The following is a 25,203-nucleotide window of genomic DNA, read 5'->3' as shown; positions in this document are numbered from 1 at the left end:
AACTCACCTTTTCATTCAGCCTCGCGGGGAAACTCCGTGGGCGGGGCGCCGTTGGCGTTGAGCTGGAAGATGCGCTCGGGCTGCCCCTGCGCGTTGAAGAACACCTGGCCCAGCCCGGCGCTGTTCCACAGGCGCTCGCCGGCCTTGCTGTGCGCGGGTGTACGCGGCACCACCTGCATCAGGCGGCGCTTGGTGAACCAGTTCAACGGTGATCGTGGGGCGTAGAGCCAGCGATTGAGTCGGTCGAACACATCGAGCAGTCGGCGCGGGAATTCGTTCTTGATGCCGCTGCTGGTGATCTGCCACAGGTGCGGGGCGCCGCGTTTGTGACGAATCATTACCTCGTAAACGAAGGAATAGTGCACGTCGCCCGAGAGGATCACGTAATGCCCTGGCGTGCGCGAGTGACGGAAGATATTCAGGATCACCTGCGCCGCTCCCCGGTGCGCCATCCAGTTCTCGGCGTCCACCAGCAGCGGATAGCCGCACCAGCTGAACACACGCTGGATGGTTTCGATCAGCTTCACGCCAAACAGCGGGGCGGGGGAGACGATGATGGCCGAGGGGTGGTCCAGCAAGGCCTGCTGTAGTTCGCACAGCGCTTCCCAGTCCAGCAGCCCGGAGGGCTTTTGCAGCTTGCTCTCGCTGCGCCAGCGACGTGTGCGGGTATCGAGTACCAGCAGCGCAGGCTGGGTGGGCAGCACGAAGTGCCATTCCTGAAAGCGCAGCAGCTGTTTGATCAGGCCATCTTGCGCAGCGCGGTCGAAATAGCCGTCGTCATCGGCGCTGTGGCTCAGGGCCTGGCAGCTTTGCAGCAGCTCGCCAAACACGTCCGGGTTGTTGCCCCAGCCCTGGCAGAGCATGTAGCCGATCAGCGCGTTGCCGATGATGCGCCGCGAGAAGGCGTGCCCGTAGGCGGTTTCTTCCCATTGGGCCGAGAGGTTCCAGTCGTCGGTGATGTCGTGGTCATCGAAGATCATCAGGCTGGGCAGGTGCGCCAGTACCCGCGCCACGCCATCCAGCCCTTCGACGAAGCCCTTCAGGCAGTGCTGTTCGCGCTGGTAGCGGGCCTGGCGCTGGGTGGTCAGGCCTGATGGCATGGGGGTGTCGACCAAGGTCCAGGGCACAGGCGACCAGACCAGCAGGTACATGGCCATGATCTCGGCCAGGGTTACCAGGTGGTTGTCGGCGTTGCTGCTGGTGAAGATGGGTTTGCGCGTGCCGCCGAAAAAGCGCTCGCGCAGGGTTTCGTTGCTCTCCAGGGCTGGCAGCAGGTCGGCACGGTGATAGTAGCTGGCCGGGTGGCGGTACAGCTCGGCGCTGTTCTGCACCACGGCGCCTTCCAGGTGCTCGTGGTACAGGCCCAGCCGTTCGATCAGCCCGTGGATGGCCCGCAGCATGGGGCCGGCGACATCGTCGGCGTACACCTGGTCGCCGCTCATCATCAGCAGTGCCGGGCGCTCGGCGGGTGCGTGGGGCGCGGCCAGCAGGCGGTCGGCGCACAACAGGCCATCGGCGGCGGGGTGGTGCGGCTTGCGGCACGAGCCATGCAACAACTGGTCGAGGCGCTCGCGTATCACGAAGTTGGGCAGGCGGGCGCCTTCATACAGCAGGTGTGGGGCCCAGGTGGCGATGCCCTGGCCGCCGACCAGCACGTCGTAGTCGATCTGCACGTCGGTGGGCAGTGGGGTGTGCAGCTGGATATCGAGCAGGTGCACGAAGGCGTGCTGGCCGATGGGGATGACCTGACAGCTCAGGGTGTATTCGGTGGAGTGTTGCAGGTGCAGTTCGGGCTGCAACGGCTGTGAGCCGACCAGCCACAGGACCACGCGCGCAGGCTCCAGGCGGCGCAGCAACGGGCCGGCCAGTACCAGGGGCAGCGGGGTGTTTTCGGGCATTGATTACTCGAAGATGGATGGGTGCGCCTTCGGCGCTTCGCCGGCAATGCCGGCTCCTACAGTATCGTGCAGCCCTGTAGGAGTCGGCGTTGCCGGCGAAGAGGTCTGCAAGATCCAGCGTGCAAAACCGTTAATGCTCCGCCTTCACACCTTGCCTGGCAAACCATATTTGTATCAGGCCTTTGCAGCCAACAACGCCTCGAGTTTCTCCTGATCCCGCGCAAATTGGCGGATGCCCTCGGCGAGTTTCTCGGTGGCCATGGCATCTTCGTTGGAGAGCCAGCGGAACTGGCTTTCGTCGAGTGTCAGGCGTGGCTCGCCAGCCTTGCCCGGGGTGAGCTTGCGCGCCAGGGTGCCCTGGTCATCGCTGAGCTGCTGCAGCAACTCAGGGCTGATGGTCAGGCGGTCGCAGCCGGCCAACTGCTCGATCTGGCCGATGTTGCGGAAGCTGGCGCCCATGACCACGGTGTCGTAGCCGTTGGCCTTGTAGTAATCGTAAATACGCGTGACCGACTTCACGCCCGGGTCTTCGGCCCCGACATACTCCTTGCCGGTCGATTTCTTGTACCAGTCGTAGATACGGCCCACGAACGGCGAAATCAGGAACACCCCAGCATCGGCACAGGCAGCCGCCTGGGCGAAGGAAAACAGCAGGGTCAGGTTGGTCTGGATGCCTTCCTTTTCCAGCACCTCGGCGGCGCGGATGCCCTCCCAGGTGGAGGCCAGCTTGATCAGCACGCGGTCGCGGCCGATGCCGGCCTTGTCGTACAACTCGATCAATTGGCGCGCCTTGGACAGCAGGGCAGGTTGGTCGAAGGACAGTCGGGCGTCCACTTCCGTGGAAATACGGCCCGGGATCACCTTGAGAATTCCGCTGCCCACCGATACCGCGAATGCATCGCAGGCAAGGCCCAGGTCGCCCTTGCTGTGCTTGAGCGCGTCATCGAGCAGCTCGGCATAGCCGGGCATGGCGGCGGCCTTGAGCAACAGGGACGGGTTGGTGGTGGCGTCGACCGGCTTGAGCCGGCTGATCGCATCGATATCGCCGGTGTCGGCGACGACCGTGGTGAACTGCTTGAGTTGTTCCAGCTTGGAAGTCATGAGCGTGCTCTGTCCTGTGCGGTTGGACGACATTACCCGAGCGCTGCCGGCCGCTCAAGGGCTGTGCGGCAGGCTATCGGGGGAGGGTAACGATTGGAGTGTCCAGCCGCGCGCAGGTTCCTAGCGTCCTTCCAGCAGCAGCCCCGCCTGGTCGAGCAGGCCCAGGGGGTCGGTGCTCTTGTGGATGTCCACCGACAGCAGCTGGCGGAACTTGCGAGCGCCGGGGAAGCCCTGGCCCAGGCCGAGGATATGCCGGGTGACATGGTGCATGGCGCCGCCGTTCTGCAGGTGCTGGGCGATGTACGGGCGCAGCCTGGCCAGCGCTTCGCTGCGGCTGATCGCCGGGGCGTCGCTGCCGAACAGCTGCTGGTCGACTTCGGCCAGTACATAAGGGTTGTGGTACGCCTCGCGGCCGAGCATCACGCCGTCGAAGGTCTGCAGGTGCTGCTGGCATTCGGCGAGGGTCTTGATGCCGCCATTGAGAATGAACTCCAGGTCCGGGAAGTCGGCCTTGAGCTGCGCGGCGACGTCATAGCGCAGTGGCGGGATCTCGCGGTTCTCCTTGGGCGAGAGGCCCTCGAGGATGGCGATGCGCGCGTGTACGGTGAAGCTGCGGCAGCCTGCGTCGCGTACCTGGCCGACGAAGTCGCAGAGTTCGGCGTAGCTGTCGCGGCCGTTGATGCCGATGCGGTGCTTGACCGTGACCGGGATCTGCACTGCGTCGAGCATGGCCTTGACACAATCGCCCACCAACCCCGGATGGCCCATCAGGCAGGCGCCGATCATGTTGTTCTGCACGCGGTCGCTGGGGCAGCCGACGTTGAGGTTCACTTCGTTGTAGCCGGCGTTTTGCGCGAGTACGGCGCAGGCGGCCAAGTCCGCCGGCACGCTGCCACCCAGTTGCAGGGCCAGCGGGTACTCGGCTTCGTCATGGCGCAGAAAACGCTCGGCGTCGCCATGCAGCAGGGCGCCGGTGGTGACCATTTCGGTGTAGAGCAAGGCATTGCGCGACAGCAGGCGCAGGAAGAAGCGACAGTGGCGGTCGGTCCAGTCCATCATGGGTGCAACGCTGAACCGGCGGGACAACGCAGGGCTTGAATTTACTGGTCTGGAGTGGGTGTTCTGTACCATTTTGCTCTACGTGTGTTCGGCATGTTTTCGGGTGTTTTCGGGCGTTTTTTGAATGTCGGTGGTACGGTGTACCACTTCAAAACTGACGCGTACCACTTTCGATATGGCGACTATCAGGGCAAGAAAACTGGCGGATGGGACGATGAGCTACACGGCTCAGATCCGCATCAAGCGCTACGGAGTGCAAGTCTACCAAGAGAGTCAGACCTTCGCCCGAAAACAGTCGGCTCAGGCCTAGGCGCGAAAGCGCGGTGCGGAGCTGGATGAGTCTGGCGCACTTGGGCAGGCGAACCGAAAGGGCGTCATGGTCAAAGACATGATCACCCGCTACCTGAATGAAATGGAGAAGCTCGGCCGATAACGTTCCATGTAGCCAGCACCGTAGCGCCAGCCATCGGAACATCCAGCCTAGTCGCAGCGTTGATTGAGCAATACGACAAAGTCGACAAAAAGCTACTGGGGCTATAGCTGCCGGTCAGGCCGCGGGCATTGTGTATGACGCTACGGACTTTGTCTTAGTAAGCCAACTTCCGACTAGTGCGCAGTCCGCCACTCACCAGACGCATAACGCCCCGCACTGACGGGGCGTTTTCTGCCATCGGCGTGGTTCATGGAGGAGCGCGCGCCCGACTTGACCCGGCGTACGCTCAACGCATTGTCACCGTTACCGACGATGGCGACCAAGGATTGATTGCGCTGAAGGCGTGCCAGGCGCACGGCCGAGCTATTGGTCCGTAACTCGTCTTCAGCTTTGTGGGGGCAGGTCATAGAATTTTTTCTTGATAAGACCTTTGAAAGACATGCTTTTAAGCGTATCCATGATCTTGTCGACAGCGCCCCCATCACCATAAGGATTTTCCGCAAGCTTGAGGGTTCGCTGGAAGTCGGGACTGTAAATGGTATTGATGGCAAGTCCGATCTCTGCGGCGCTTGGCTCGCAATCAATAATGCTCGATGCTTTAAGCCTGCCTTTCTGTCTGTCACCAATATTTACTGTGGCTTTCTTGAAAGATGGCACTTCGAGTAGTCCGCTGGACGAGTTTCCGATAACGCCGTCAACTTCTGAAACACAAGAAAAATATCGTACTTGGCCGAGCGAAGTAAATACGCAGGAATTTGCATTTGACCGAACAAAGTCTTCTATCATCGTAAATAGAATTCGACTATCAGTGTCGGCGTTCGGCATGGTAAATATAAGCTGTGTATCGCTTAGCTTTGAAAGGGCGGATAATAGTTCTTTCATCTGCTGCGAAGAAGTTGAATCCTCAAGCGTAACAGGGTGGAAAGTGATTAGGAGGTTTCTTTTTTTGAAGGTAAAGCCTAAATCATGCTCAAGCTGGTTTCTTGTTAATAGTTTAATTCTACGTATCGCGTCCACACCAAGACCGCCTACATTGAATGTGTGCTTTGGGTCTTCGCCTAGTTGAATTACTCTATTTCTATATTCTTCATTGGCAACAAAATGGAGTTGGGAGAATTTGGTAATAGAGTGCCGAATGCCCTCGTCCATCGCCCCTTCCGTTACCTCACCGCCGTGAAGGTGAGCAATTGGGATTCTCGCAAGCATAGCTGAAACGGAGGCTGACAGTATTTCGAATCTGTCTCCGAGAACTACCACTAAATCAGGTTTTAATTTCTCATAAGCTTCCGAGAACCCAGTGATACCCAATGCCGTGGATCGAGCAATATCGCGTGAGGTGTCTCCAACAAGCTCGATATCAACTGTGCAATCTATAGTGATCCCATCGGCTTCAATTTCTTTATAGGTATAACCAAATAGTTCGGATAGGTGAGTTCCAGTTGCTATTAGTTGAAGTTCAAACTCGCTCGAGTTGTCGATTGCTTTTATCAAGTGTCGCAGCAACCCATACTCCGCACGAGTGCCAGTTACTACGCAGATTTTACGTTTAAAAATTGGCATTAGAATTCGATAATCTCATCTGGTAGAAAATTTCTATTGGCCTTTCTCGACAGGGCTTCTTCAAAGCGCATCGGGCTAATTCCGATACCTGGCCTCTTGACGGTTAGGTTTTGCTCTGTGAAATATTCACCTTCTTTGATCGCGCACGCTGCGACCAGAGATTTTCTAGCGACAGAAATGTTTTTCTGTTCGCTAAGCGTTACTCTCTTCACACCATCGCCCAGTGCTTTCTCTATATTTCGGATAGACGCGATCATTTGCTTCAGTTCTTCCGGTTCCAAACTGGCAGGATGATCTGGCCCTTGCATAGTACGGTCTAGCGTAAAATGCTTTTCAATGATGCTGGCACCTAAAGCGACGGCCGCAATAGGGACCTCAATGCCCATGGTGTGATCGGAATACCCAACGTTTACTCCAAAGGCCCTGCGGATAGTATGCATGACGTTCAAGTTGACTTCTGAAATAGGAGCAGGGTATTCAGTGGTGCAGTGCAGAACCGTGATGTCCGATAGGTTGGTCCCGTTTTTTTCTAATACCTCTATCGCATTTTCAATTTCACCAATCGTCGACATGCCGGTCGACAAAATTATTGGCTTTTTGTAGCCTGCAACTACCTTGAGGTATGGGAGGTTGGTTATCTCGCCTGATGGTATTTTGAACAATGGGGTTCCCAGGCTGTTGAGAAAATCTAAGCTGGCTATATCAAAGCCTGTGGAAAGAAATTTGGTTCCGCATTTTTCAGCGTGCTCTATTAGCATGCTGTGATCTTCACGTTTAAGTTCTAAGCGCCTAATCATCTCTTGTTGCGTTTCTTTGATGCCAGTATTTTTAATTTGATAGTCAGCTTGTTTCGCTTCGCTTGTAACGAGTTCACTGGCAGTGAATGTTTGGAATTTTACATAGTCAGCGCCGGCGTCGGCTGCAACTTCAATTAAGCGCTTGGCGATATTCATATCGCCATTATGATTGACGCCGGCCTCGGCTATCACTATTGTGTGGTTCATAACTAATGTCCGCCAGTTTTGATTAAATGATGTTTTTGTTTTGTAGTCTTGAATCAAAGTACGCATCCAAACGATCCATTGATTCTTTTGGGAAGTTTAGGGCGGTATCAAAGATGAAGGCATCTGTCAGGTTAGGGTTGTTTTTTGTATACAGGTCATCCCACTGGCAAATCCATACATCCAGATGAGAAACTAACTTTATTAAGTCTTTTTGTTGCTCTGGAGGCATAAGGTGGCAATGGGAAAGAATAAGGTTTAGGGTTGCTTCATTATTGGCTTTGATTATTTTTGCATACAAGAAGGTCTTGCCATTTTTTTGATAATTCTGGTATGCCTCGTACCCTCTCATTAAAAGTGTGTTTAGCATGCCGATAAAATGGATTTCGGAGATTGTAGTGGTCACGATAGGGCTCGTTTCGATGTGTTAAGATGTTTTCTTTTTGGGGGAGCGCAGGGCGAACTCGTACCCGTGAAGCATTATTCTTGGTGGGAATAAATCAGTATGGGTCGCTCTGATAATTCGCTCAAGTTCAAGTGCTGACACTCCAATGTCTATGGTTGAGAGTCTATCTAGCTCCTTCATGCGGCGAGCCTCCCCTCTCCATTTTTCATTCCCTGATTTAATCAATGAGCTTTTTATGTAGCTATCGCCCAGCGTCCCTATGCCCCCTACCGTGTCAAGAAACAAGTCCAGCAATTTTAAATGAGTACGTTCGAGAAGGGAGTCAACTGTGTCGCCCGCGACAATTGGAAATCGGCGACATTCAATTATGCTGCCATCATCTACTTTCTCACTCATAAGATGGGCTGTAACTCCATACTCCTTCGCGTTTTCGTACAGCGCGAAGTTAAGGCATCCACTGCCTGGATATTCTGCTGAGCCCGGGTGAAAATTTATCGCCGCTATCTTGGCCCTCTCCAATATCCTTTTAGGAAGTACAAACAAACTTCTAAAGCAGAATATGTAGTCGCCTGTCCACCGATCTATATCTTCAGGTAAGGATTCACCTCTGCCATTTGACTTAACAGTAGTTACCTCAAAATCTAGACGATTTAAAAAGTTTATAGCTTTGTCAGTGGCGTCGCATTTGCTTCTTCCAAAAAAAAGAACTTTTACTTTTTCTTTATTTTCGTTATGTGAAGAAGGAGTCGCGTCATCTAAAGAGGTCATTCCCGTTTTCCTTGCAAAAATATGCTTGCGCTTTAACAGTAATCATGTAGAGGATAACATGGCCTATGCCTACTTTACCCACCCCCCGCAGGTGAATCGAGGCGCGGCCATGAAGCCTGTCAGGAAAATTAAATTGCGCCGCAGCCTGCGATGGCTTGGGCCCGGGTTGATCACCGGCGCTGCCGACGACGATCCGAGCGGTATCGCCACCTATTCGCAAGCCGGCGCACAGTTTGGCTTCTCCATGCTGTGGGCCGTGGTGAGCATGCTGCTGGTGGCCAATACGCTGAACCTGGCGGACATCGCAGCCATGGCCGAGGCCCTTCGCTTGCTGGTGGGCGGGTCGGCGCATATCTATGCCGTCACGTTCGGCCTGCTGTGCCTGGTGCTGCAGGTGTTCATGCCGTACCGCGCCTACGTCAGCTGGCTCAAATGGCTGACCCTGGCGCTGCTGTCGTACGTGGCGGTGGCGTTCATGGTGCACGTGGACTGGAGCGCGGTAGCGCGGGGTATCGTGTTCCCCGATATCGCATTCAACCATGACACCCTGCTGATGGTGGTGGCGGTACTGGGTACCACCATCAGCCCCTACCTGTTCTTCTGGCAGGCCGAGCAGGAAATGGAAGACGCCACCACGGGCCAGCAGGTGCCGGCAAGGCGCGAGGTGCGCCGGCACCTGCTGCGCATCCGGGTCGATACGGTGCCGTGGCCGAAGCGGTGGGGTGATCCTGTGCTTCACGCCCACCGACCCTGTGAAGGAGCTGTTCTGGTCGGCAGTGCTCAACGGCGTGATCGCCGTGCCCATCATGGTGGTCATGATGCTGCTGGCATCGCGGCCGCAAACGATGGGCGAGCACGTGATCACGCCGCGGTTGCGCTGGCTTGGGTGGATTGCCACCGGGGTCATGGCCATCACCGTGGCCTGCATGCTGGTGACGCTGTAGAGCAGGTGCCTAGCTCGCCCACTTCGAGCTGCGAATCACCGCACAGAAATTCCCGGGCTTGAAGGCGGGGTCCTTGTCGGCCAGCACATCCGCCTTGACGTTGCCGAAGGTGGTCTGCGGCTTGTGGCGGATGCCGTCGTAGAAGGCCTGGATGATGTCTTCCTTGAAGTGCTCGCCCCGCGGGTGGGCGCTGACGATGGCTTCGCGCTCGGCAGCGCCGTACTGGCCGTGGGTCAGCCCCAGCACGTCCATCTCGACCCCTGCCGTCACCAGCGCCACCACCGGGTGCATGTGCTCGGGTATGCCTGGGGTGGTGTGCAGAGCGATGGCGGTCCATACCGTATCGATGTCCTGCTGGGCGATGCCGTGGCCGCACAGGAAGTCGCGTGCGGCATTGGCGCCATCCACTTCGAAACGCTCGCAGGCGCTGCTGTGCTGATGGGTCAGGCCCATGTCGTGGAACATGCAGCCGCAGTACAGCAGCTCGGCGTCGAACTTCAGGCCGCGCTTCTGGCCCGCCAGGGCGGCGAAGTAGAACACGCGGCTGGAATGGTGGAACAGCAGGGGCGAGGCCGTATCGCGTACCACCTCGGTGATTTCGCGGGCGAGCTGGCTGTCGGGGATCTTGATGCCGTGGATGTCGAGTGTCATGGGGCAGGCTCCGGGTTGCGGTTCGCCTCCATTGTCAGCCTCGACACTGCTGTCCTCAAATGGCGTGATACGCCATATACTGCCATTTCACGTGAAATCACGACGCCTTGAGGTTCGCCCCTTAGCCATGACCAGAACCATTGCCGTACTCGCGCTGCCCGGTGTTCAACTGCTCGATGTGTCGGGCCCGCTGGATGTGTTCGCCCAGGCCAATGTCGAGGCGGGTCGGCAGGTCTACACGTTGCAGGTGGTGGCGTGCGAGCCAGGGCCCATTCACAGCTCGTCCGGTGCGCGGCTGTTGCCCGACCTGGTGGCAGGTGAGCCCGGGCAGTGCTTCGACACCTTGCTGGTGGCCGGGGCGCCGGATGCGGCGCGGATGCAACTGAACAACACGCTGCTGGCCTGGATCCGCGATTGCGCGGGCCAGTCGCGCCGCTTCGGCTCGGTGTGCACCGGCGCCTTCGCGCTGGCGGCCAGCGGGTTGCTGGATGGGCGGCGGGTGACCACGCACTGGGCCGCGGCACAGGCCCTGGCACAGCGTTACCCGAGCCTGAGCGTGGAAGAGGATGCGCTGTATGTGCGCGACGGCAAGCTGCGCACAGCCGCCGGGGTCACTGCCGGGCTGGACCTGGCGCTGATGCTGGTGGAGGAAGACCTGGGCCGTGAAATCGCGCTGCGGGTAGCGGCGCAACTGGTGATGTTCTTCAAGCGCCCGGGCGGGCAGTTGCAGTTCAGCCGCAAGGGCGAGGCGCAGCCAGCCGGGCGTTCGGTGTTGCAGCAAGTGCAGCGCTGGGTGGCCGCCAACCCGCAGCTGGCGCTGACAGTCGAGGCACTGGCCGAACATGCCGGCCTCAGCCCCCGGCATTTTGCCCGGCTGTTTCATGCCGAGGTGGGCGTCACGCCCGCAGCCTGGGTGGAGTCGGCGCGGGTGGCCGCTGCACGCGCCCTGCTGGAGGCCGGTGGTGATGCGCCCAAGCAGGTCGCCGCCAAATGCGGCTTCGCCAACGCCGACACCTTGCGCCGCGCGTTCTTCAAGCACGTGGGGGTGACACCTGCCGAGTACCGCAAGCGTTACGGGCACGGCGGGGCGTAGCAACGCTCAGTCGTGCTCCTGGCCCAGGTAGAGCAGCTCGCTTTCGAACAGGTTCTCCAGCATCTCACGCGTCAGCGGCTCCACCAGCGTGCCTGCATGGTGGGTGATGCGCAGGCTGGCGCCGGCCTGCTCCAGCGCATCGATGATTGCCAGCAGCGTTTGCTGCTGCGTCACCGTGCCTTGCTCGCTGGGCACCTCCAGGGCGAAGTCCGTGGTATCGAACAGCACGACCGGCGTTTGCGTGCCCACCTTGCGCATCAGCTCGCCGATGCTGTCGGCAGACCACTGGCGCAGCAGCTTGACGATCCCTGGCTTGTGGTCGGCGGCGGTGACGGCGATGGCGTATCGGGACATGGGGGCTCGCTTGAGTCGTGCAATAAAGGGCCGGCAAGGTGAATGCAAATAATGGCAAAAAGCCTTGAACCGATGACGGGTGCGGCGGTCCGACCTCAGGCCTGCTACCCTGTGGCCTTCACATTTCTCGTTTTGCCATAGGAACAGCGGGGCTATCAGATCACTGCACGTCGAAGCGTGCCAGCAATTCAAGGAGCTATTTCGTGGGAAGAACCCCCTCCAACGACACACCCGGGCATTCTCAGCCGCCGACCGTCGACGGCATTCCAGCTCCCAGCGGTGAAGTAAACCTGATCGATACCGACTACGTCGTCGGCCAGGACAATTTCAAGGGCGAGTTTTCCTTCTCGCTGGACATCCACGGCAAGGTGTTCCTCATCTCTGCCGCCACCATCTTCCTGTTCGTCATCCTCACCCTGGCCTTGCAGAACGAAGTCGAGCCGGTGTTCAGCGCCATGCGCAGCTGGTTGACCGCCAACCTGGCGTGGTTCTTCATGAGCACCGCGAACATCTTCGTACTGCTGTGCCTGGGCCTGATCGTCTCGCCGTTGGGCAAGGTGCGCCTGGGCGGGCGCGAAGCGGTGCCGGACCATTCCTATGTGGGCTGGTTCTCGATGCTGTTCGCCGCCGGCATGGGTATCGGCCTGATGTTCTATGGCGTGGCCGAACCGATGTCGCATTTCTCGGCCGCCATGGGCGGGGTCACCCTCGACGCCAACGGCGTGCGTACCGACTGGGCGCCGCTGGGCGGTGCAGGCGGTGATGCCAAGGTGGCGGCCGACATGGCGATGGCGGCCACCATCTATCACTGGGGCCTGCACCCGTGGGCGATCTACGCGATCGTTGCGTTGTCGCTGGCGCTGTTCACCTACAACAAGGGCTTGCCGCTGTCGATCCGCTCGGTGTTCTACCCGTTGCTGGGTGAGCGCGTGTGGGGCTGGCCGGGGCATGTGATCGATATCCTGGCGGTGTTCGCCACGCTGTTCGGCCTGGCCACTTCCCTCGGGATCGGTGCCGAGCAGGCGGCAGCCGGGCTCGAATACCTGTTCGCGATCCCCTCGACCAATGTCAGCAAGGTGCTGCTGATCATCGGCATCAGCATCATCGCACTGGGCTCGGTGCTGGCCGGCATGGACAAGGGCGTGAAGATGCTGTCCCAGGTGAACATGGGCCTGGCGTTGCTGCTGCTGGTGTTCATCATCGTGGTCGGGCCGACCCTGGCGATCTTCACCGGCTTCTTCAGAAACCTTACGGCGTACATCGAGTACCTGCCGGCGTTGTCCAACCCGGTAGGGCGCGAGGATGCCGAGTTCACCCAGGGCTGGACTGCCTTCTACTGGGCGTGGTGGATCAGCTGGTCGCCGTTCGTGGGCATGTTCATCGCCCGTGTCAGCCGTGGCCGCACGGTGCGCGAGTTTCTCATCGCCGTGTTGCTGGTGCCCTCGCTGGTATCGGTACTGTGGATGACCACTTTCGGCGGCACCGCCATCGATCAGACCGTGAACCAGCACTTTGCCGGCGTGACCGATGCGGTGCTGGAGCTCAAGCTGTTCGCGATGCTCAGCGGCCTGCCGCTCAAGGAGATCACCTCGTTCATCGGCATCGTGCTGGTGGCGGTGTTCTTCATCACCTCGTCCGACTCCGGCTCGCTGGTGATCGATACCATCACCGCCGGTGGCAAGGTGGATGCACCGGTGCCGCAGCGGGTGTTCTGGGCGGTGATGCAGGGCGTGATCGCGATTGCGCTTTTGCTCGGTGGCGGCTTGATTGCGCTGCAGGCGATGGCGGTGTCGACCGGCCTGCCGTTCGCCATCGTGTTGCTGCTCGGCTGTGTGTCGCTGGTCAAGGGACTGATGTCGGAGCCGCGCGGTTAAAGCCCGCCCGGCGCAGCAACTTTATTGTGGGGGCGTAGCAGCCGGCCTTGCCGGCGATGGCGTGCATGGCGCCCCTGGCCCGGCGTAGCCGGGCATCGCCAGCAAGGCTGGCTTCTGCACAAAGCCAGTTTGCTGGCGTTCAATCCCACAGCCGCCCGATTTCCATTCCCGCTTCGAACCGATGTGCCACCTGGGCCTGCAACAGCTCGGCCGTGGCCAACGCATCGGTCAGGGCATGGTGCGCGTGATAGGGCGGCAGGTGATAGCGCGCGCGGCTGTCGGCCAGGCGTATCGAGGCTGGCGGCCGGCGCAGCAGGCGGTCCCGCCAACTGCGTTTGCCACGGTGCAGCAGTGCTTCCAGCTGCATGGTGTCGATCACCGGAAACTCCAACCCCTCACCCAGGTGCCGTCGCACCGCATTGTCGAGAAACCCGCGTTCCAGGTTGCGGTAATGCACCACCATCACATGCCCGGCCATGGCTCCCAGCAACGCGTTGAGCACATGGGGCAGGGTGGGCGCATGGCGGATGTCGCTGTGGGTGATGTGGTGGAAGGTCACCGACTCGTCGCTCAGTTCGGTGCGCGGTTTCACCACCCAGTAGCGCGCCTCGGCGCAGCGGATGCGCTGCAGGGTGAAGGGCATCAGGCCAATGCTGACAATGGCATCCTTCTGCGCATCCAGCCCGGTGGTTTCCACATCCAGCGCCAGCAACGGCACCTGCTCCAGGGGAGTGCCAGCCGGCACCACGCCGGCGGCGTAGAAGTTCTTCAGCAGCGGGTTGCGCGCCTGGGCTGCCAATGCCTGAAAGCGCGTTGCCCAGTCGATACGGTCGATACCACGCGGCTTCATCGCGAGTGCCGCACGATGCCAGGGTAGCGAAAGCGCAGGAACTTCTGCGCATGGCTCAGCACCTGGAACGCTTCCTTGAGGTTGTGTCGCTCGCTGCTGGAGAAGCGCTCGGGCTCGATGTAGTTGTCCGGCTGCTGGCCGTTTTCGAGGGCGTCCACTTGGTGCCGAATGCGCACCATCGACAGGAACTCCAGCGCATAACGCAGGTGCTCGATGGCCGCCGGCTGCATCAGCTTGGTGGCGCTGATGGCTTCCAGGCGCTCGACCGAGTTCTGCGCGGTGCTGGCGCAGGCCAGGGCATGCACGCGAATCAGGTCGGTGAGCGGTGCGGTGCCGCGGCCCTTGAGGTTGATGATCTGTTTCTGGCGGCCGTCGGTTTCCATCACGAAGGTGCGGAAGAACCCCAGCGGCGGCGTACGGTTCAGTGCATTGCGCGCCATGGCGGTAAGAAAGGCGGGGCTGGCGCTGGACTTCTGCGCGCACAGGATCTTGAGGGTTTCCACCAGTTCCAGCTGGCCATACACCCCGTCGAGGTCGAAGAAGATGCTGCTGTTGAGCAGGGTGGCCGCGTTGGGTTTGTCGATCCACTGGGTGAAGTAGCCCTTCCATACCCGCAGCGGCTGGCGCCACTGGTCGTTGGTGGCCATGATCCCGCCCTTGCAGTAGCTGTAGCCGCACGCGGCCAGGCCGTCGCTGACGAAGGTGGCGAGTTTGAGGAAGTAGGCGTCGTGCTGCACCGGGTCGAAGCTGTCGTCCAGCACCAGGGCGTTGTCCTGGTCGGTGACCAGCAACTGTTCGTCCCGCGCCATCGAGCCCAGCGCCATGAAGCAGTACGGCACGGGCGGCGGGCCCAGGTCGCGTTCGGCCAGTTCCAGCAGGCGCTGGGTGAAGGCGCGCCCGATGCCGGAAATCGCGCTGCCGATCATGTGCGCGGTGGCGCCATCGCGCACCATGCGCACATAGGTGCCGCGCAGGTCGCGCAGCAGCGAGCGCAGGCCGGCCACGCTGTTCTGGTTGGAGATGCTGTTGACCAGGTGCAGGCTGCTCTGGGACTCGTGGCGGATGATGTCCGACAGGTTGATCAGCCCCAGCGTGCGGCCCTTGTGCACCACCGGCAGGTGGTGAATGTTGCGCCGCAGCATGCACAGCATGGCTTCAAACACCGAGTCGTTGGCCTGGATCACCACCGGATCGCTCGACATCACCGTGCTGATGGGCAGGCTGCTGCTGAGGTCGGCGGCCAGCACGCGGGTGCGCAGGTCTCGGTCGGTGACCAGCCCCAGCAGTTTGTCGGGGGCATCCGGTACCGGTTCGACCACTGCCACGCACGACACGCTTTCGGCGGCCATCAGGCGCGCCGCGTCCAGAATCGAAGTGTCCTGGCTCACCCACACCAGGCTGCGCGAGAGCAGGGTGCGTGCCTTGAGCTGGATCAGCTCGCTGGCGCGGCCCTGGCCTTCGACAGCGGATTTGAGACGCGAATGCCCTTCGGCCTCCACGAACTCGGCAAAGCTGTCGTGCTGCTCGCACAGTTCGGCAAACAGGTCTGCCGGAATGAAGTAGATCAGGCTGTCTTCCAGCGCCTTGGCCGGAAAGCGCACCTTGTTGCTGCGCAGCAACCCGGCCTGGCCGAAGATGTCGCCTTCGCCCAGGCGGTTGTAGAGCTCGCCGTTGCGCCGGTAGATCTCCACCGCACCGCTGCGCACGTAGTGCAGGTCCTGGATGCTGGCGCCTGCTTCCAGGATGGTGCTACCGGCCTTGAAATAGCTCACCTGGATTCGTGGCGCAATGCCGTTGAGGGTTTCTTCGGGCAGGGCGTCGAAAGGGGCGAAACGGTGGAGGTGATCGCGAACCTCCAGAAGCTCGATCTGCATGCAACCTCGCTGAATGTGGGCGTGAAGTGGACCGGGGCTCAGGGCCGCATCAACGGCTCGACGCCGATCCAGGATTTTTTCGGGTGGTGGCACAGTTGCAGTGGCGCCACAGTAACCGACTGCCCGTCGATTTCCAACGTGCCCAGGTTGATCGTCCACTTGGCGTCGGCGTTGAAGTCCGGGGTGTTGAACGCGACGTAGACCGAGCCATAGCGGCTGTTGTTGGTGAGCTTGGGAATGCGCCGGTGCACCTCGTCACTGTTGATGTCGAACGGCGAGGGGCGCACGTAGTCCTTGCCCGAAAGCGGGAAGTCGTTGTTCAGCGCGCCCAGGTAAAGGTCCGGGCGGGCCGCCAGGCGCTGGCCATTCTCGAAGGTCAGGTAGGCCTTGCGGCTGTCGTACAGCATGGGGATGGGCGCTTCGCCCGACCCTGGCTTGAGAGGCTGCTGGCGATTCTTGTTGAAGCCGATCACCTGCACGTAGAACTCGCGCTGTGGCGAGCCATGGGGCACGCTGAAGTAACCCTGCGTGTAGGGTCGATCTCTCCACATCAGCGCATGGTCGTAGAGGTAGGTGTACAGGTAGAAAGTCTTGACCCCGTGCGCGGTCGGCACCTCGAACACCTGGCGCGACTCGCACAGGTCGGCATAGGCCGGGCGCTCTCGCGGGTAGGGCACGCAGGCGACGAGCAGGGCGCTCAGGGCAAGGGCAAGAGGAAAGCGGTGGAACAGAACGTGCAACATGCCGGGCCTCCCTGGCTCGATAGCGCTGCGCAAGCAGTCAACGTGTAGTGTCGACGCCCTGTACTTGTCGAGGTTTTATCAGGCTTTGCGCCGGAATTCCGAACATTTCGTGCAACCGCCATATCATCGGCAGCGTCAGCGCTCTCGTTCCATTGAGTACTTCGTAGACCCGGTTCTTCCGGCCGATTGCTGGTACCAGGTCGGCGGCGCTCAGGCCGGACTGCTCCATTCTGAAGCGAATAGCCTCGATGGGGTCGGGCAGGTCGAGCGGAAACTGCTTGGTCTCATACGCCTCTATCAGCGTGACCATGACATCGAAGTAATCACCTTCGGGCGTGCCGGGTTCCGGCTCGTTGTCGAACAGCTCGGACACTGCGTTCAACGCGGCCTTGTAGTCCTGCTCGGTATGAATTGGGTGAATGTTCACAGGATCACTCCATCTCAACGGTGTCGGCGTCAATGCCATCGTATTGTTCGTGAGTACCGACAAACTTGATGTAGATGGCTTCGAAGCGATAGGCCACGGCAGCCACGATCCGATAGTCATTGCCTTTGATATTGAACACCACTCTGCGACTTTTGAGGATGCTGGCATTGCCGAACTGCGCCTTGATATCCGCAGGCGTGGACCATCTTGCCTGCCTGGCTTCGTCAATCCATGAGAGCAAGGGTTGCTTGGATGCAGGATGCTTCTCGGAAAATGCTTTCAGGTGACTGATGGCAATGATTCTCATAAGGCCCCATTCTGGTCCCAAGGTGGGACTTTTTCAAGCGCGACTTCCAGTTGTTCGTCGCTTGATGACGTCAGACGTTGCCCTCTGGACCACGAGCAACGCCTGAGTGTTATCGGCGAATGGCCAATGTTCAATTACCAGAGTGCAACGGTGTACGACAGGATCAGCCGGTTCTCGTCCAGGTCGTTGCCGAAATGCGTGGAGCGTACCGTGGCGTTGCGCCACTTCACGCCGACGTTTTTCAGTGGGCCGCTTTGCACCACGTAGCCGATATCGGTGTCGCGCTCCCACTCCTTGCCATCGGGCCGCCCCGCACCCAGGTCGATGCCGTCGCCGCGCAGGTAGCGGGTCATGAAGGTCAGCCCCGGCAGGCCCACGCTGGCGAAGTTGAAGTCGTAGCGGGCCTGCCACGAGGTTTCGTCCTTGTTGGCGAAGTCGCCGATCTGCACGAAGTTCACCAGGTAGGCATCGGCGCCGTTGAGGTAGGCAAAGCCGGTGTCGCCGCGCATGCGCTGGTAGCCCACACCGAAGGCGTGGCCCTGTATGCCGTAGGTGAACATCGCCCCCAGCGCCTTGTTGTCGACGTTGCTGGCGCCGTCATCGCTGGAGCGGGCGAACCGGATATCGCTTTTGAGCGACTGCCCCTCGCCCAACGCCCAGGTGTGGTTCAGGCCCACGAAGTGCTGGCGGTAGAGGTTGTCGAGCGCACCGTAGCTGTAGCTGGTGCTCAGGCTGTCGGTCCACTTGTAGCTCAGGCTGGCGAAGTCGAAGCGATCGCTGTCGCTGCGCCGGGCCACGATGTTTTTTGCCGCGCCCGTGGTCACGCCCATGTCCTCGTAGTCGGTGGAGTCGCGCTGGTTGACCTGGCGCAGCCGGCCGATGTCGAGGTTCAGGTTCTCCAGCTCCTGCACGTTCAACTGCCCGCCGGAAAAGGTCTGCGGCAACAGGCGCGAGTCGTTGGGCATCAGCACCGGCAGCCTGGGTATCAGGGTGCCGACCTTCAACACGCTGTGACTGGCGCGCACCTTGGCGGTCAGGCCCAGCTCGCTGTACTCGCCCTGGGCACGGCGCGGTGCCTCGCGGTCACGCTGCAGCAGGCCGCTACCACTGCGTTCGGGGCTGGAATCGAGCTTGAGCCCGAGCAGGCCGATGGCGTCCACCCCAACGCCCAGGGTGCCCTCGGTAAAGCCGGACTCGTAGCGCAGCACAAAGCCCTGGGCCCATTCCTCGGCCTTGGACTGCGGGGCCTCGTGCTGGCGAAAGTCGCGGTTGAAGTAGAAGTTGCGCAGTTCCACGCTGGCCTTGCTGTCATCGACAAAGGCCGCGTTGGCCGTGCTGCAAACGCCGGCGAGTGTTGCCGTGGCCAGCAGGCCAAGGCTGAACGGTGGGAAAGTGCGGTGCATGGTAAATCCTCTTTTTTGTTTTTATGAGGTGCAGCGATGCCCGCACGAGCCGCCGTAGCGGCCCGTGACAGGGGTTGCAGTGGTTCAGTGGCTGACGGCGGTGGCGGCGCCCAGGCCAGTCTGTGCGCGCACGAACTGGTCGTCGAAGGCGGCACGTTCGCGGGCTGCGCGGGCGCTGCGGTCGAGCCTGGACACAATCACCGTGACCAGGAACGCCAGCGGCATGGAAAACAGTGCCGGATGGTCATAGGGGTAGATCGCCTGGGCGTTGCCCAGCACCGACACCCACACCGCCGGCGACAGGATCACCAGCCCCAGCGCGGTGATCAGCCCGGCAAAGCCGCCGGCCAGCGCGCCGCGGGTGGTCAGGCCTTTCCAGTACATGGCCATGATCAGCACCGGGAAGTTGGTGGAGGCGGCGATACCGAAGGTCAGGCCCACCAGGAAGGCCACGTTCTGCTTCTCGAACAGGATGCCCAGCAGAATCGCGATGATGCCCAGGCCGACGGTGGCGATACGGGTCACGCGCATCTCGTCCTTTTCGCTGGCGGTGCCCTTTTTCCACACGGTGGCGTAGAGGTCATGGGAGATGGCCGACGCACCGGCCAGTGCCAGGCCCGACACCACCGCAAGAATGGTGGCGAAGGCCACCGCCGACAGGAAGCCCAGGAACAGGTTGCCGCCCACTGCCTTTGCAAGGTGCATGGCGACCATGTTGCCGCCACCGATCAGCGCGCCCTTGAGGTCGCCGTCCACGTAGAACTGCGGGTCGGTGCCGACGATGACGATGGCCGCGTAGCCCAGCACCATCACCACCAGAAAGAAGAAACCGATGAAGCCGGTGGCGTAGAACACCGACTTGCGTGCTTCCTTGGCGTTGGGCACGGTGAAAAAGCGCATCAGGATATGCGGCAGCCCGGCGATGCCGAACACCAGCCCCAGCGACAGCGACGCGGCGTTGATCGGGTCGGCCAGCATCGAGCCGGGGCCCATGATGCTCCAGCCTGTGCTGTGTACGTTCACTGCGCGACTGGCCAGGGTTTCCAGGCTGAAGCCGAACTCGGCCATGGCCAGCAGCGCCAGGGTGGTGCCACCGGCCAGCAACAGCACGGCCTTGATGATCTGCACCCAGGTGGTGGCGATCATGCCGCCGAAGATCACGTACACCAGCATCAGGGCGCCCACCACCATCACTGCGGTGCTGTAGTCCAGGCCGAACAGCAGCTTGATCAGTTGCCCGGCACCCACCATCTGCACCACCAGGTAGCAGCACACCACGGTCAGCGAGCCGAAGGCGGCGAAGGTGCGGATGCGGGTCTGGTCCAGGCGGTACGACACGATGTCGGCAAAGGTGTAGCGCCCCAGGTTGCGCAGGCGCTCGGCCATCAGGAAGGTGATGATCGGCCAGCCGACGAAGAACGCCACGGTGTAGATGAAGCCGTCGTAGCCCTTGGCGAACACCAGGCTCGACAGGCCCAGCAGGGTGGCCGCCGACATGTAGTCGCCGGCAATCGCCAGGCCGTTCTGGAAACCGCTGATGCCGCCGCCGGCGGTGTAGAAGTCGGAGGTGGAGCGGGTCTGGCGCGCGGCCCACCAGGTGATCGCCAGGGTGCCCAGCACGAACACGAAGAACATCGCGATGGCGTGCAGGTTGACCGGTTGTTTGTCGGCCACCAGCGGCGCCGCGAAAGCCGCCGGGGTCAGCAGCAGGCTGCTCAGCACTAGCAGTGCGGTGCGGTTCATTTCGACTCCTCCAGTATCTGTGCGCTGAGGCTGTCGAAGCGGGTATTGGCGCTGCGCACGTACCAGCCGGTCAGCAGCCACGACAGCACGATCAGTGCCGAGGCCACGGGAATGCCGAGGGTCAGTTGGCGACCGTCCCCCAGCGGTGTGTGCAGCACCTGCGGGTAGAACGCCACCACCAGCATGAACAGGTAGTAGGCACCCAGCACTGCGGCGCTGAGTGACCAGGCCAGGCGCGATCGGGTGCGCACCAGTTGCTGGAATTTGGGGTTGGCGCGGATGCGGTCGCAACTCTGCGCGTGATCGGTTGGGGCGTGCGTCATGGGTGGGGCTCCTTTGTTGTTTTTATTGCCTGGGGCGGGCCATCGACTTTGTTGCGGGTGTGGGGCGTCAGGGCGGCGGGCAGGGCTCGCAGCCAGACGGTAAATGCGGTGGGGCAGGCGCCGGCGCGCCGCGATCAGGTCGCGGGGCGGGGTAACGTGCGCGGGGGTGAGCCGAGGTTGAGCAGGCTCGTACAGGCAGGGGCTAGGCCCTGGTGAGAATTCGACATGTGTGGCACCCGTTGGCTGATTGTTAGCTCTTGATGTCAGCTGCCCCCTTGTCGGTGGCGGCAGCGCAGATGGCTCCGGGCATCTTATATAACAATGTCGGGTTGTTATGGAAGTACTACCTGCGACGTATGGTAATACTACTATACGTTGCGTCATAAAAAGCTTCGCCGGCAAGGCCGGCTCCTACATGATCACGGTAGGAGCCGGCCTTGCCGGCGAATGGCGTCGACGCGCTGTCGGAAAGATGCGCTCAGAACGCGAGCTTGTACCCGATCAGCAACAGCATCCCCGCCAGGCAAGGGCGCAGTACGTTGTCGGAAATGCGCCCGGTCAGGTGGCTGCCCAGGTAGATCCCCGGCAACGAGCCCAGCAGCAGGTAGCCCAGCAACGACCAGTCCATGTTGCCCATGCTGGCATGGCCCAGGCCGGCGACCAGGGTCAGAGGTACCGCGTGGGCGATCTCGGTGCCCACCAGGCGCCGGGTGACCAGGTACGGGTACAGCAGAAACAGCGCGACAGTGCCCAGGGCGCCCGCGCCAATCGAGGTCAGTGACACCATCACGCCCAGCACCACGCCAGTGACCACGGTCAGGGCGTTGAGGCTGCGTTCGCTGAGGTGGTAGCGGTCACCGGCGTGCTTGCTGGCAAACGCCTGCAACCGCGACTTGAAAAGGATGGCCAGCGCCGTGAGGATCAGCACCACCGCCAGGCCCTGCTTGATCACGCCGTTGAGCGTCTGGGTGTCGGTATGCAGGGTGCTCAGAAACCACAGGGTCAAGGCCGCCGCTGGCACGCTGCCCATGGCCAGCAGCCCGGTGATCTTCCAGTCGATGTTCTTTTGCTTGCTGTGCACCCAGACGCCACTGGCCTTGGTGATGGCCGCATACAACAGGTCGGTGCCCACTGCAGTGGCCGGGTTGATGCCGAACCAGAGCAGGATCGGGGTCATCAACGAACCACCGCCAACGCCGGTCATGCCGACAATGAACCCAACAACCAGGCCTGCGATGGTGAAACCAAAAGAACCTACATCCATAAATACCTAAACACCCAGCGAGCCCGTGATCGGATGGCGCCAGCATAAAGGTTTTTTTATAGCCAAATAGACTTGTTCGTTATTAGTTTATAACCGTAACGCAGCAGGCGAGGGTGCCATCGACCGCCTGGGCGGCCGATGGGCGAGGGCGGGGGTCAGATCTTGAAGCTGTCTACCAGTTGCTTGAGGCGCCCGGCCTGACGCGCCAGGTCATCGCAGTGCTTGAGGGTGTCGTTGAGGTTGGCCACACCCTGCTGGTTGAGCACGTTGATCTGGGTGATGTCCAGGTTCAGGCTCTCGACCACGGCGGTCTGTTCCTCGGTGGCGGCTGCTACCGACTGGTTCATGCCGTCGATCTCGCCAATGCGCAGGGTCACGCTGGTCAGGCGTTCGCCGGCCTGGTTGGCGACCTGCACGCTCTGCTCGCTGGACACCTGGCTGGCGTTCATGTTGTGCACTGCCTCGCGCGACCCCACCTGCAGGGTGGTGATCATCTTGTGGATCTCTTCGGCCGATTCCTGGGTACGGTGCGCCAGGTTGCGCACTTCGTCGGCCACCACGGCAAAGCCGCGACCGGCTTCACCGGCCCGTGCTGCCTCGATGGCGGCGTTGAGTGCCAGCAGGTTGGTCTGCTGCGAGATGCCCTTGATCACGTCGAGGATCTGGCCGATGTCATCGGTGCTGGCGTTGAGGGTTTCGATCTGCTCGCACGACTCGCTGATCTTCTGCGACAGCGCCGTCATCGCGCTGATGGTCTCCTGCATCACCTGGCGACCATCGTTGGCCTGGTCGCTGGCACCGCTGGCATGTTGCGAGGCATCGGCGGCGTTGCGCGCGATCTCCTGGGTGGCGGCGCCCAGTTCGTTGATTGCAGCGGCCACGCTGTTGGTGCGCAGGCTCTGTTCCTCGGAGCCGATGATCGAGGCGTTGGAGGCGCTCATCACGCGTTCCGACAGGTCGTGCACCTGGCGGGTGGCCGAGGCCACTTCGGAAATGGATGCATGGATGCGCTCCACGAACTGGTTGAAGGCACCGGCCAGTTCGCCGAATTCATCCTTGTTTTCCACGGTCAGGCGCCGGGTCAGGTCGCCTTCGCCCTGGGCGATGTCCTGCATGGCGCGGCCCATGGTGGTGAGGGGGCGCATCAGCACCGGAATCAGCAGGCTCAGCAGGCCGGCGATGGCGGCCACGGCGATCAGCATGGCGATGATGGCCGAGGTGCGGAACTGGCTCAGCGGGGCGTAGGCCTTTGCCTTGTCGATGGACAGGCCGATGTACCAGTCGGCCGACGGCAGGCCGCTGACCGGGGCGAACGAGATGATCCGCTGTTCGCCGTTGAGGGTCACGTCGTGCAGGCCGGCGGCGACCTGCAGGTTGCTGCCGGGGTAGATGTCCTTGAGGTTCTTCATGGCCTGGTCGCTGTCCGGGCTGACGATCATCTGCCCGTCGCGGTCGACCAGGAAGGCGTGGCCGATACCGCCGAAGTCCACGGCATTGATGATGTCCACCAGGGTGGCCAGGCTCAGGTCGCCGCCCACCACGCCGACCAGTTCGCCGTTGCTCTTGACCGGCATCGCAATGGTCACCACCAGCCCGCCGACAGCCGCCAGGTAGGGTGGGGTGAGCATGGGTTTGCCGGCGGCGACAGCAGCGGTGTACCAGGGACGCTGGCGCGGGTCGTAGCCGTCGGGCATTTTCGCGTCCGGGCGCTGGGTGAACACGCCGTTGGTCTGGCCCACATAGGTGAACTGGAAGTTCGATGTGAAGGCGGGCTGGTCGACCAGCCCGGGGAAGTCGGCATTGGCGCCCTGGTGGGCGATGTTCTGGGCCAGGTTTTCCAGCACCAGGATGCGCCCGCTCATCCAGTTCTGCACACTGCTGGCTGTCAGCGCGCCGGCCTGGTTGACCGACGATTCGATGTTCTGGCGGATGGTGTTGCGTTGCAGGTAATCGTTGTAGAGGGTGAACAGTGCAAAGGCCAGCACGACGACTGCGCCGGCGCTGAGCAGGATCTTGTGGCGAAATTTCAGGTTCATGTTTCGAGACCTTTAGCCAGATAGGGGAAGTGACGGCGTCACGGGTCGGAGCCTTGTGAGCACCGCCATCGTGAATTGCACGCGACTGACCTTTCAGGTATCGGCTGAAACCACGAAATATTTACGTACCATTTTGACGCGGGGTCAGTCGGCCAGGGCTGCGGTCTGTCTCAGCAACCTCACCAGCTCCTGGGCAGCGCGTTGCAGTGGCTGCTGCTTGAGCCAGAAGGCATGCACCGGCAGGCGCAGTTCATTGCGGGTGTTGCGAAAATCCAGTTGCACCAGTCGCCCGGCCTTGAGCAGCGGGGCAATGCGCGACAGCGGGAAGTCGCCCCAGCCAAGCCCGGCCTCGACCATCTCGATGGCCATGCTCAGGCTGTCGGTGCGCCAGTGCGAGGCACCGATCAGCACGCGGGGGTCGAGCATCGGCAAATCGCGGCTGGCCACCACGATCTGTCGCACGTTGACCAGGTCTTCGAGGTAGCGCACCTGCTCGCCCAGCGCGGGGTGATGGGGTGAGAGGGTGGCGGTCAGCGACTCCATGCCGATCTGTTCGAAGCGCTGGCGCGGGTCGACCGTCAGCCCGGCAAACGCCAGGCACAGCTGCACGCGACTCTCGTGCAGCAGGTGCAGCGCATCTTCCTGCGGGGCGCTGAGCACCTCCACCTGCAGCAGCGGGTGGCGCTGGCTGATCTGGCCGATGGCCTGGAGCAGCGGCTGGTGATCGATGTCGGGCACCACGCCGATGGCCAGGGTGCTTTCCAGGCCCTGGGAAAGCTCGATGGCGTGCACCTGAAGCTGCGTCAGCTGGTCGGCGATCAGCCGGGCATGGGGCTCCAGCGCCAGGGCCAGCGGGGTGGGGCGGGTTTCACGGTGGGTACGCTCGAACAGGGCAAAGCCTAGCTCCGCCTCCAGGTTGGCGATGGCCATGCTGACTGCCGAGGGTACCCGCCCCAATGCCCGGGCGGCAGCCGAGAACGAGCCGCGGTCGAGCACTGCAAGAAACAGTTCGATAGTGTCGCTGGAAAAATTCATCAGCCTCTCCTTTCAGTAGATCTGATAGCTGCTGACTTTTTCTGTCAAGAAAATTG

General features: G+C 61.2%; 23 protein-coding genes and 2 pseudogenes. 5 read left to right on the top strand and 20 right to left on the bottom strand.

The window, feature by feature from the left end; translation table 11 throughout:
* Window positions 1-11: 11 nt before the first annotated feature.
* From LOY33_RS17155 to dusA, 3 genes are all read right to left on the bottom strand, one after another.
* Window positions 12-1,898, bottom strand: coding sequence for an alkaline phosphatase D family protein (locus LOY33_RS17155; RefSeq protein WP_258659442.1), 1,887 nt, complete (start codon window positions 1,896-1,898; stop codon window positions 12-14).
* A 174-nt stretch (window positions 1,899-2,072) separates the two neighbouring features.
* Window positions 2,073-2,999, bottom strand: coding sequence for a transaldolase (tal, locus tag LOY33_RS17150; RefSeq protein WP_043864539.1), 927 nt, complete (start codon window positions 2,997-2,999; stop codon window positions 2,073-2,075).
* Window positions 3,000-3,119: 120 nt separating this feature from the next.
* On the bottom strand, window positions 3,120-4,130 hold the full coding sequence (gene dusA / locus LOY33_RS17145; RefSeq protein ID WP_258659441.1) for a tRNA dihydrouridine(20/20a) synthase DusA: 1,011 nt from the start codon (window positions 4,128-4,130) through the stop codon (window positions 3,120-3,122).
* Between the two features lie 103 nt (window positions 4,131-4,233).
* Here dusA and LOY33_RS17140 point away from each other — a divergent pair.
* A pseudogene (locus LOY33_RS17140) lies at window positions 4,234-4,479 on the top strand (site-specific integrase); the annotation flags it as partial.
* Window positions 4,480-4,730: 251 nt separating this feature from the next.
* A pseudogene (locus LOY33_RS17135) lies at window positions 4,731-4,868 on the top strand (lysis protein); the annotation flags it as partial.
* A gap of 7 nt (window positions 4,869-4,875) precedes the next feature.
* On the opposite strand, the gene neuC reads toward LOY33_RS17135, so the two are convergent.
* Genes neuC through LOY33_RS17115 form a run of 4 tightly spaced genes read right to left on the bottom strand, consistent with a single transcriptional unit; the run spans window position 4,876 to window position 8,226 of the window.
* Complete coding sequence (gene neuC / locus LOY33_RS17130) at window positions 4,876-6,051, bottom strand: UDP-N-acetylglucosamine 2-epimerase (protein WP_258659440.1); 1,176 nt, start codon at window positions 6,049-6,051, stop codon at window positions 4,876-4,878.
* Window positions 6,051-7,121 (bottom strand): N-acetylneuraminate synthase, encoded by a 1,071-nt coding sequence (gene neuB / locus LOY33_RS17125; protein WP_274096684.1) that lies wholly within the window; start codon window positions 7,119-7,121, stop codon window positions 6,051-6,053. Before neuB ends, neuC begins: the two co-directional genes overlap by 1 nt.
* Window positions 7,078-7,458 carry a hypothetical protein gene (locus tag LOY33_RS17120; RefSeq protein WP_258659439.1) on the bottom strand — a complete coding sequence of 127 codons (381 nt, stop codon included), beginning with the start codon at window positions 7,456-7,458 and terminating at the stop codon, window positions 7,078-7,080. Before LOY33_RS17120 ends, neuB begins: the two co-directional genes overlap by 44 nt.
* Window positions 7,459-7,479: 21 nt before the next feature.
* Window positions 7,480-8,226, bottom strand: a complete 747-nt coding sequence (locus LOY33_RS17115) for a formyltransferase family protein (RefSeq protein ID WP_258659438.1) — start codon at window positions 8,224-8,226, stop codon at window positions 7,480-7,482.
* A 58-nt stretch (window positions 8,227-8,284) separates the two neighbouring features.
* On the opposite strand from LOY33_RS17115, the gene LOY33_RS17110 reads away from it, so the two are divergent.
* Window positions 8,285-9,232 carry an NRAMP family divalent metal transporter gene (locus LOY33_RS17110; protein ID WP_258659437.1) on the top strand — a complete coding sequence of 316 codons (948 nt, stop codon included), beginning with the start codon at window positions 8,285-8,287 and terminating at the stop codon, window positions 9,230-9,232.
* Here the strand turns inward: LOY33_RS17110 and LOY33_RS17105 are convergent.
* Window positions 9,180-9,821: an HD domain-containing protein gene (locus tag LOY33_RS17105; protein WP_258659436.1), complete on the bottom strand. Its 642-nt coding sequence runs from the start codon at window positions 9,819-9,821 to the stop codon at window positions 9,180-9,182. The two genes, LOY33_RS17110 and LOY33_RS17105, sit on opposite strands and share 53 nt — an antisense overlap.
* A gap of 127 nt (window positions 9,822-9,948) precedes the next feature.
* On the opposite strand from LOY33_RS17105, the gene LOY33_RS17100 reads away from it, so the two are divergent.
* On the top strand, window positions 9,949-10,914 hold the full coding sequence (locus tag LOY33_RS17100; protein WP_054915308.1) for a GlxA family transcriptional regulator: 966 nt from the start codon (window positions 9,949-9,951) through the stop codon (window positions 10,912-10,914).
* Between the two features lie 6 nt (window positions 10,915-10,920).
* On the opposite strand, the gene LOY33_RS17095 is transcribed toward LOY33_RS17100, so the two are convergent.
* Entirely contained in the window at window positions 10,921-11,268 is a 348-nt protein-coding gene (locus tag LOY33_RS17095; RefSeq protein WP_058541323.1) for a hypothetical protein, read from the bottom strand.
* Between the two features lie 203 nt (window positions 11,269-11,471).
* On the opposite strand from LOY33_RS17095, the gene LOY33_RS17090 reads away from it, so the two are divergent.
* Window positions 11,472-13,142 (top strand): BCCT family transporter, encoded by a 1,671-nt coding sequence (locus tag LOY33_RS17090; RefSeq protein WP_054915306.1) that lies wholly within the window; start codon window positions 11,472-11,474, stop codon window positions 13,140-13,142.
* A gap of 139 nt (window positions 13,143-13,281) precedes the next feature.
* Here the strand turns inward: LOY33_RS17090 and LOY33_RS17085 are convergent, their stop codons facing one another.
* From LOY33_RS17085 to LOY33_RS17035, 11 genes are all read right to left on the bottom strand, one after another.
* Window positions 13,282-13,992: a 3'-5' exonuclease gene (locus LOY33_RS17085; protein WP_043864532.1), complete on the bottom strand. Its 711-nt coding sequence runs from the start codon at window positions 13,990-13,992 to the stop codon at window positions 13,282-13,284.
* The gene (locus tag LOY33_RS17080; RefSeq protein ID WP_104572751.1) at window positions 13,989-15,866 is read right to left on the bottom strand and encodes a DUF294 nucleotidyltransferase-like domain-containing protein; all 1,878 of its coding nucleotides are present in this window, start codon (window positions 15,864-15,866) and stop codon (window positions 13,989-13,991) included. The genes LOY33_RS17085 and LOY33_RS17080 overlap by 4 nt, the downstream gene beginning before the upstream one ends.
* A gap of 38 nt (window positions 15,867-15,904) precedes the next feature.
* Window positions 15,905-16,609 carry a hypothetical protein gene (locus tag LOY33_RS17075; protein WP_043864530.1) on the bottom strand — a complete coding sequence of 235 codons (705 nt, stop codon included), beginning with the start codon at window positions 16,607-16,609 and terminating at the stop codon, window positions 15,905-15,907.
* Between the two features lie 37 nt (window positions 16,610-16,646).
* Complete coding sequence (locus LOY33_RS17070; RefSeq protein ID WP_043864529.1) at window positions 16,647-17,036, bottom strand: type II toxin-antitoxin system HigA family antitoxin; 390 nt, start codon at window positions 17,034-17,036, stop codon at window positions 16,647-16,649.
* A 4-nt stretch (window positions 17,037-17,040) separates the two neighbouring features.
* Window positions 17,041-17,343, bottom strand: coding sequence for a type II toxin-antitoxin system HigB family toxin (locus LOY33_RS17065; protein WP_054915303.1), 303 nt, complete (start codon window positions 17,341-17,343; stop codon window positions 17,041-17,043).
* 134 nt (window positions 17,344-17,477) lie between these two features.
* On the bottom strand, window positions 17,478-18,746 hold the full coding sequence (locus LOY33_RS17060; RefSeq protein WP_043864527.1) for an OprD family porin: 1,269 nt from the start codon (window positions 18,744-18,746) through the stop codon (window positions 17,478-17,480).
* Between the two features lie 84 nt (window positions 18,747-18,830).
* The gene (locus LOY33_RS17055) at window positions 18,831-20,489 is read right to left on the bottom strand and encodes a cation acetate symporter (protein WP_058541320.1); all 1,659 of its coding nucleotides are present in this window, start codon (window positions 20,487-20,489) and stop codon (window positions 18,831-18,833) included.
* Window positions 20,486-20,812 carry a DUF485 domain-containing protein gene (locus LOY33_RS17050; RefSeq protein WP_258659435.1) on the bottom strand — a complete coding sequence of 109 codons (327 nt, stop codon included), beginning with the start codon at window positions 20,810-20,812 and terminating at the stop codon, window positions 20,486-20,488. The genes LOY33_RS17055 and LOY33_RS17050 overlap by 4 nt, the downstream gene beginning before the upstream one ends.
* Window positions 20,813-21,290: 478 nt before the next feature.
* The gene (locus LOY33_RS17045) at window positions 21,291-22,076 is read right to left on the bottom strand and encodes a sulfite exporter TauE/SafE family protein (RefSeq protein ID WP_043864524.1); all 786 of its coding nucleotides are present in this window, start codon (window positions 22,074-22,076) and stop codon (window positions 21,291-21,293) included.
* 155 nt (window positions 22,077-22,231) lie between these two features.
* Complete coding sequence (locus LOY33_RS17040) at window positions 22,232-24,112, bottom strand: methyl-accepting chemotaxis protein (protein WP_058541318.1); 1,881 nt, start codon at window positions 24,110-24,112, stop codon at window positions 22,232-22,234.
* 144 nt (window positions 24,113-24,256) lie between these two features.
* Window positions 24,257-25,147 carry a LysR family transcriptional regulator gene (locus LOY33_RS17035; protein WP_258659434.1) on the bottom strand — a complete coding sequence of 297 codons (891 nt, stop codon included), beginning with the start codon at window positions 25,145-25,147 and terminating at the stop codon, window positions 24,257-24,259.
* Window positions 25,148-25,203 lie beyond the last annotated feature (56 nt).

Origin of the sequence: Pseudomonas sp. B21-036, assembly GCF_024748925.1 — a bacterium.
In the GTDB taxonomy this organism is placed as follows: Bacteria; Pseudomonadota; Gammaproteobacteria; order Pseudomonadales; family Pseudomonadaceae; genus Aquipseudomonas; species Aquipseudomonas palmensis.
The sequence above is the reverse complement of the archived record's forward strand: the minus strand, read 5'-3'. Positions and strand labels throughout refer to the sequence as shown.

Excerpts from the sequence above, each read along its gene's own strand:
- LOY33_RS17080 (WP_104572751.1), bottom strand. The coding sequence starts at position 15,866 with ATGCAGATCGAGCTTCTGGAGGTTCGCGATCACCTCCACCGTTTCGCC.
- LOY33_RS17155 (WP_258659442.1), bottom strand. The coding sequence starts at position 1,898 with ATGCCCGAAAACACCCCGCTGCCCCTGGTACTGGCCGGCCCGTTGCTG.
- LOY33_RS17045 (WP_043864524.1), bottom strand. The coding sequence starts at position 22,076 with ATGGATGTAGGTTCTTTTGGTTTCACCATCGCAGGCCTGGTTGTTGGG.
- neuB (WP_274096684.1), bottom strand. The coding sequence starts at position 7,121 with ATGCGTACTTTGATTCAAGACTACAAAACAAAAACATCATTTAATCAA.
- LOY33_RS17095 (WP_058541323.1), bottom strand. The coding sequence starts at position 11,268 with ATGTCCCGATACGCCATCGCCGTCACCGCCGCCGACCACAAGCCAGGG.
- LOY33_RS17040 (WP_058541318.1), bottom strand. The coding sequence starts at position 24,112 with ATGAACCTGAAATTTCGCCACAAGATCCTGCTCAGCGCCGGCGCAGTC.
- LOY33_RS17055 (WP_058541320.1), bottom strand. The coding sequence starts at position 20,489 with ATGAACCGCACCGCACTGCTAGTGCTGAGCAGCCTGCTGCTGACCCCG.
- LOY33_RS17110 (WP_258659437.1), top strand. The coding sequence starts at position 8,285 with ATGGCCTATGCCTACTTTACCCACCCCCCGCAGGTGAATCGAGGCGCG.
- LOY33_RS17035 (WP_258659434.1), bottom strand. The coding sequence starts at position 25,147 with ATGAATTTTTCCAGCGACACTATCGAACTGTTTCTTGCAGTGCTCGAC.
- neuC (WP_258659440.1), bottom strand. The coding sequence starts at position 6,051 with ATGCCAATTTTTAAACGTAAAATCTGCGTAGTAACTGGCACTCGTGCG.
- LOY33_RS17060 (WP_043864527.1), bottom strand. The coding sequence starts at position 18,746 with ATGCACCGCACTTTCCCACCGTTCAGCCTTGGCCTGCTGGCCACGGCA.
- LOY33_RS17105 (WP_258659436.1), bottom strand. The coding sequence starts at position 9,821 with ATGACACTCGACATCCACGGCATCAAGATCCCCGACAGCCAGCTCGCC.
- LOY33_RS17115 (WP_258659438.1), bottom strand. The coding sequence starts at position 8,226 with ATGACCTCTTTAGATGACGCGACTCCTTCTTCACATAACGAAAATAAA.
- LOY33_RS17100 (WP_054915308.1), top strand. The coding sequence starts at position 9,949 with ATGACCAGAACCATTGCCGTACTCGCGCTGCCCGGTGTTCAACTGCTC.
- dusA (WP_258659441.1), bottom strand. The coding sequence starts at position 4,130 with ATGGTACAGAACACCCACTCCAGACCAGTAAATTCAAGCCCTGCGTTG.
- tal (WP_043864539.1), bottom strand. The coding sequence starts at position 2,999 with ATGACTTCCAAGCTGGAACAACTCAAGCAGTTCACCACGGTCGTCGCC.
- LOY33_RS17075 (WP_043864530.1), bottom strand. The coding sequence starts at position 16,609 with ATGTTGCACGTTCTGTTCCACCGCTTTCCTCTTGCCCTTGCCCTGAGC.
- LOY33_RS17085 (WP_043864532.1), bottom strand. The coding sequence starts at position 13,992 with ATGAAGCCGCGTGGTATCGACCGTATCGACTGGGCAACGCGCTTTCAG.
- LOY33_RS17065 (WP_054915303.1), bottom strand. The coding sequence starts at position 17,343 with ATGAGAATCATTGCCATCAGTCACCTGAAAGCATTTTCCGAGAAGCAT.
- LOY33_RS17050 (WP_258659435.1), bottom strand. The coding sequence starts at position 20,812 with ATGACGCACGCCCCAACCGATCACGCGCAGAGTTGCGACCGCATCCGC.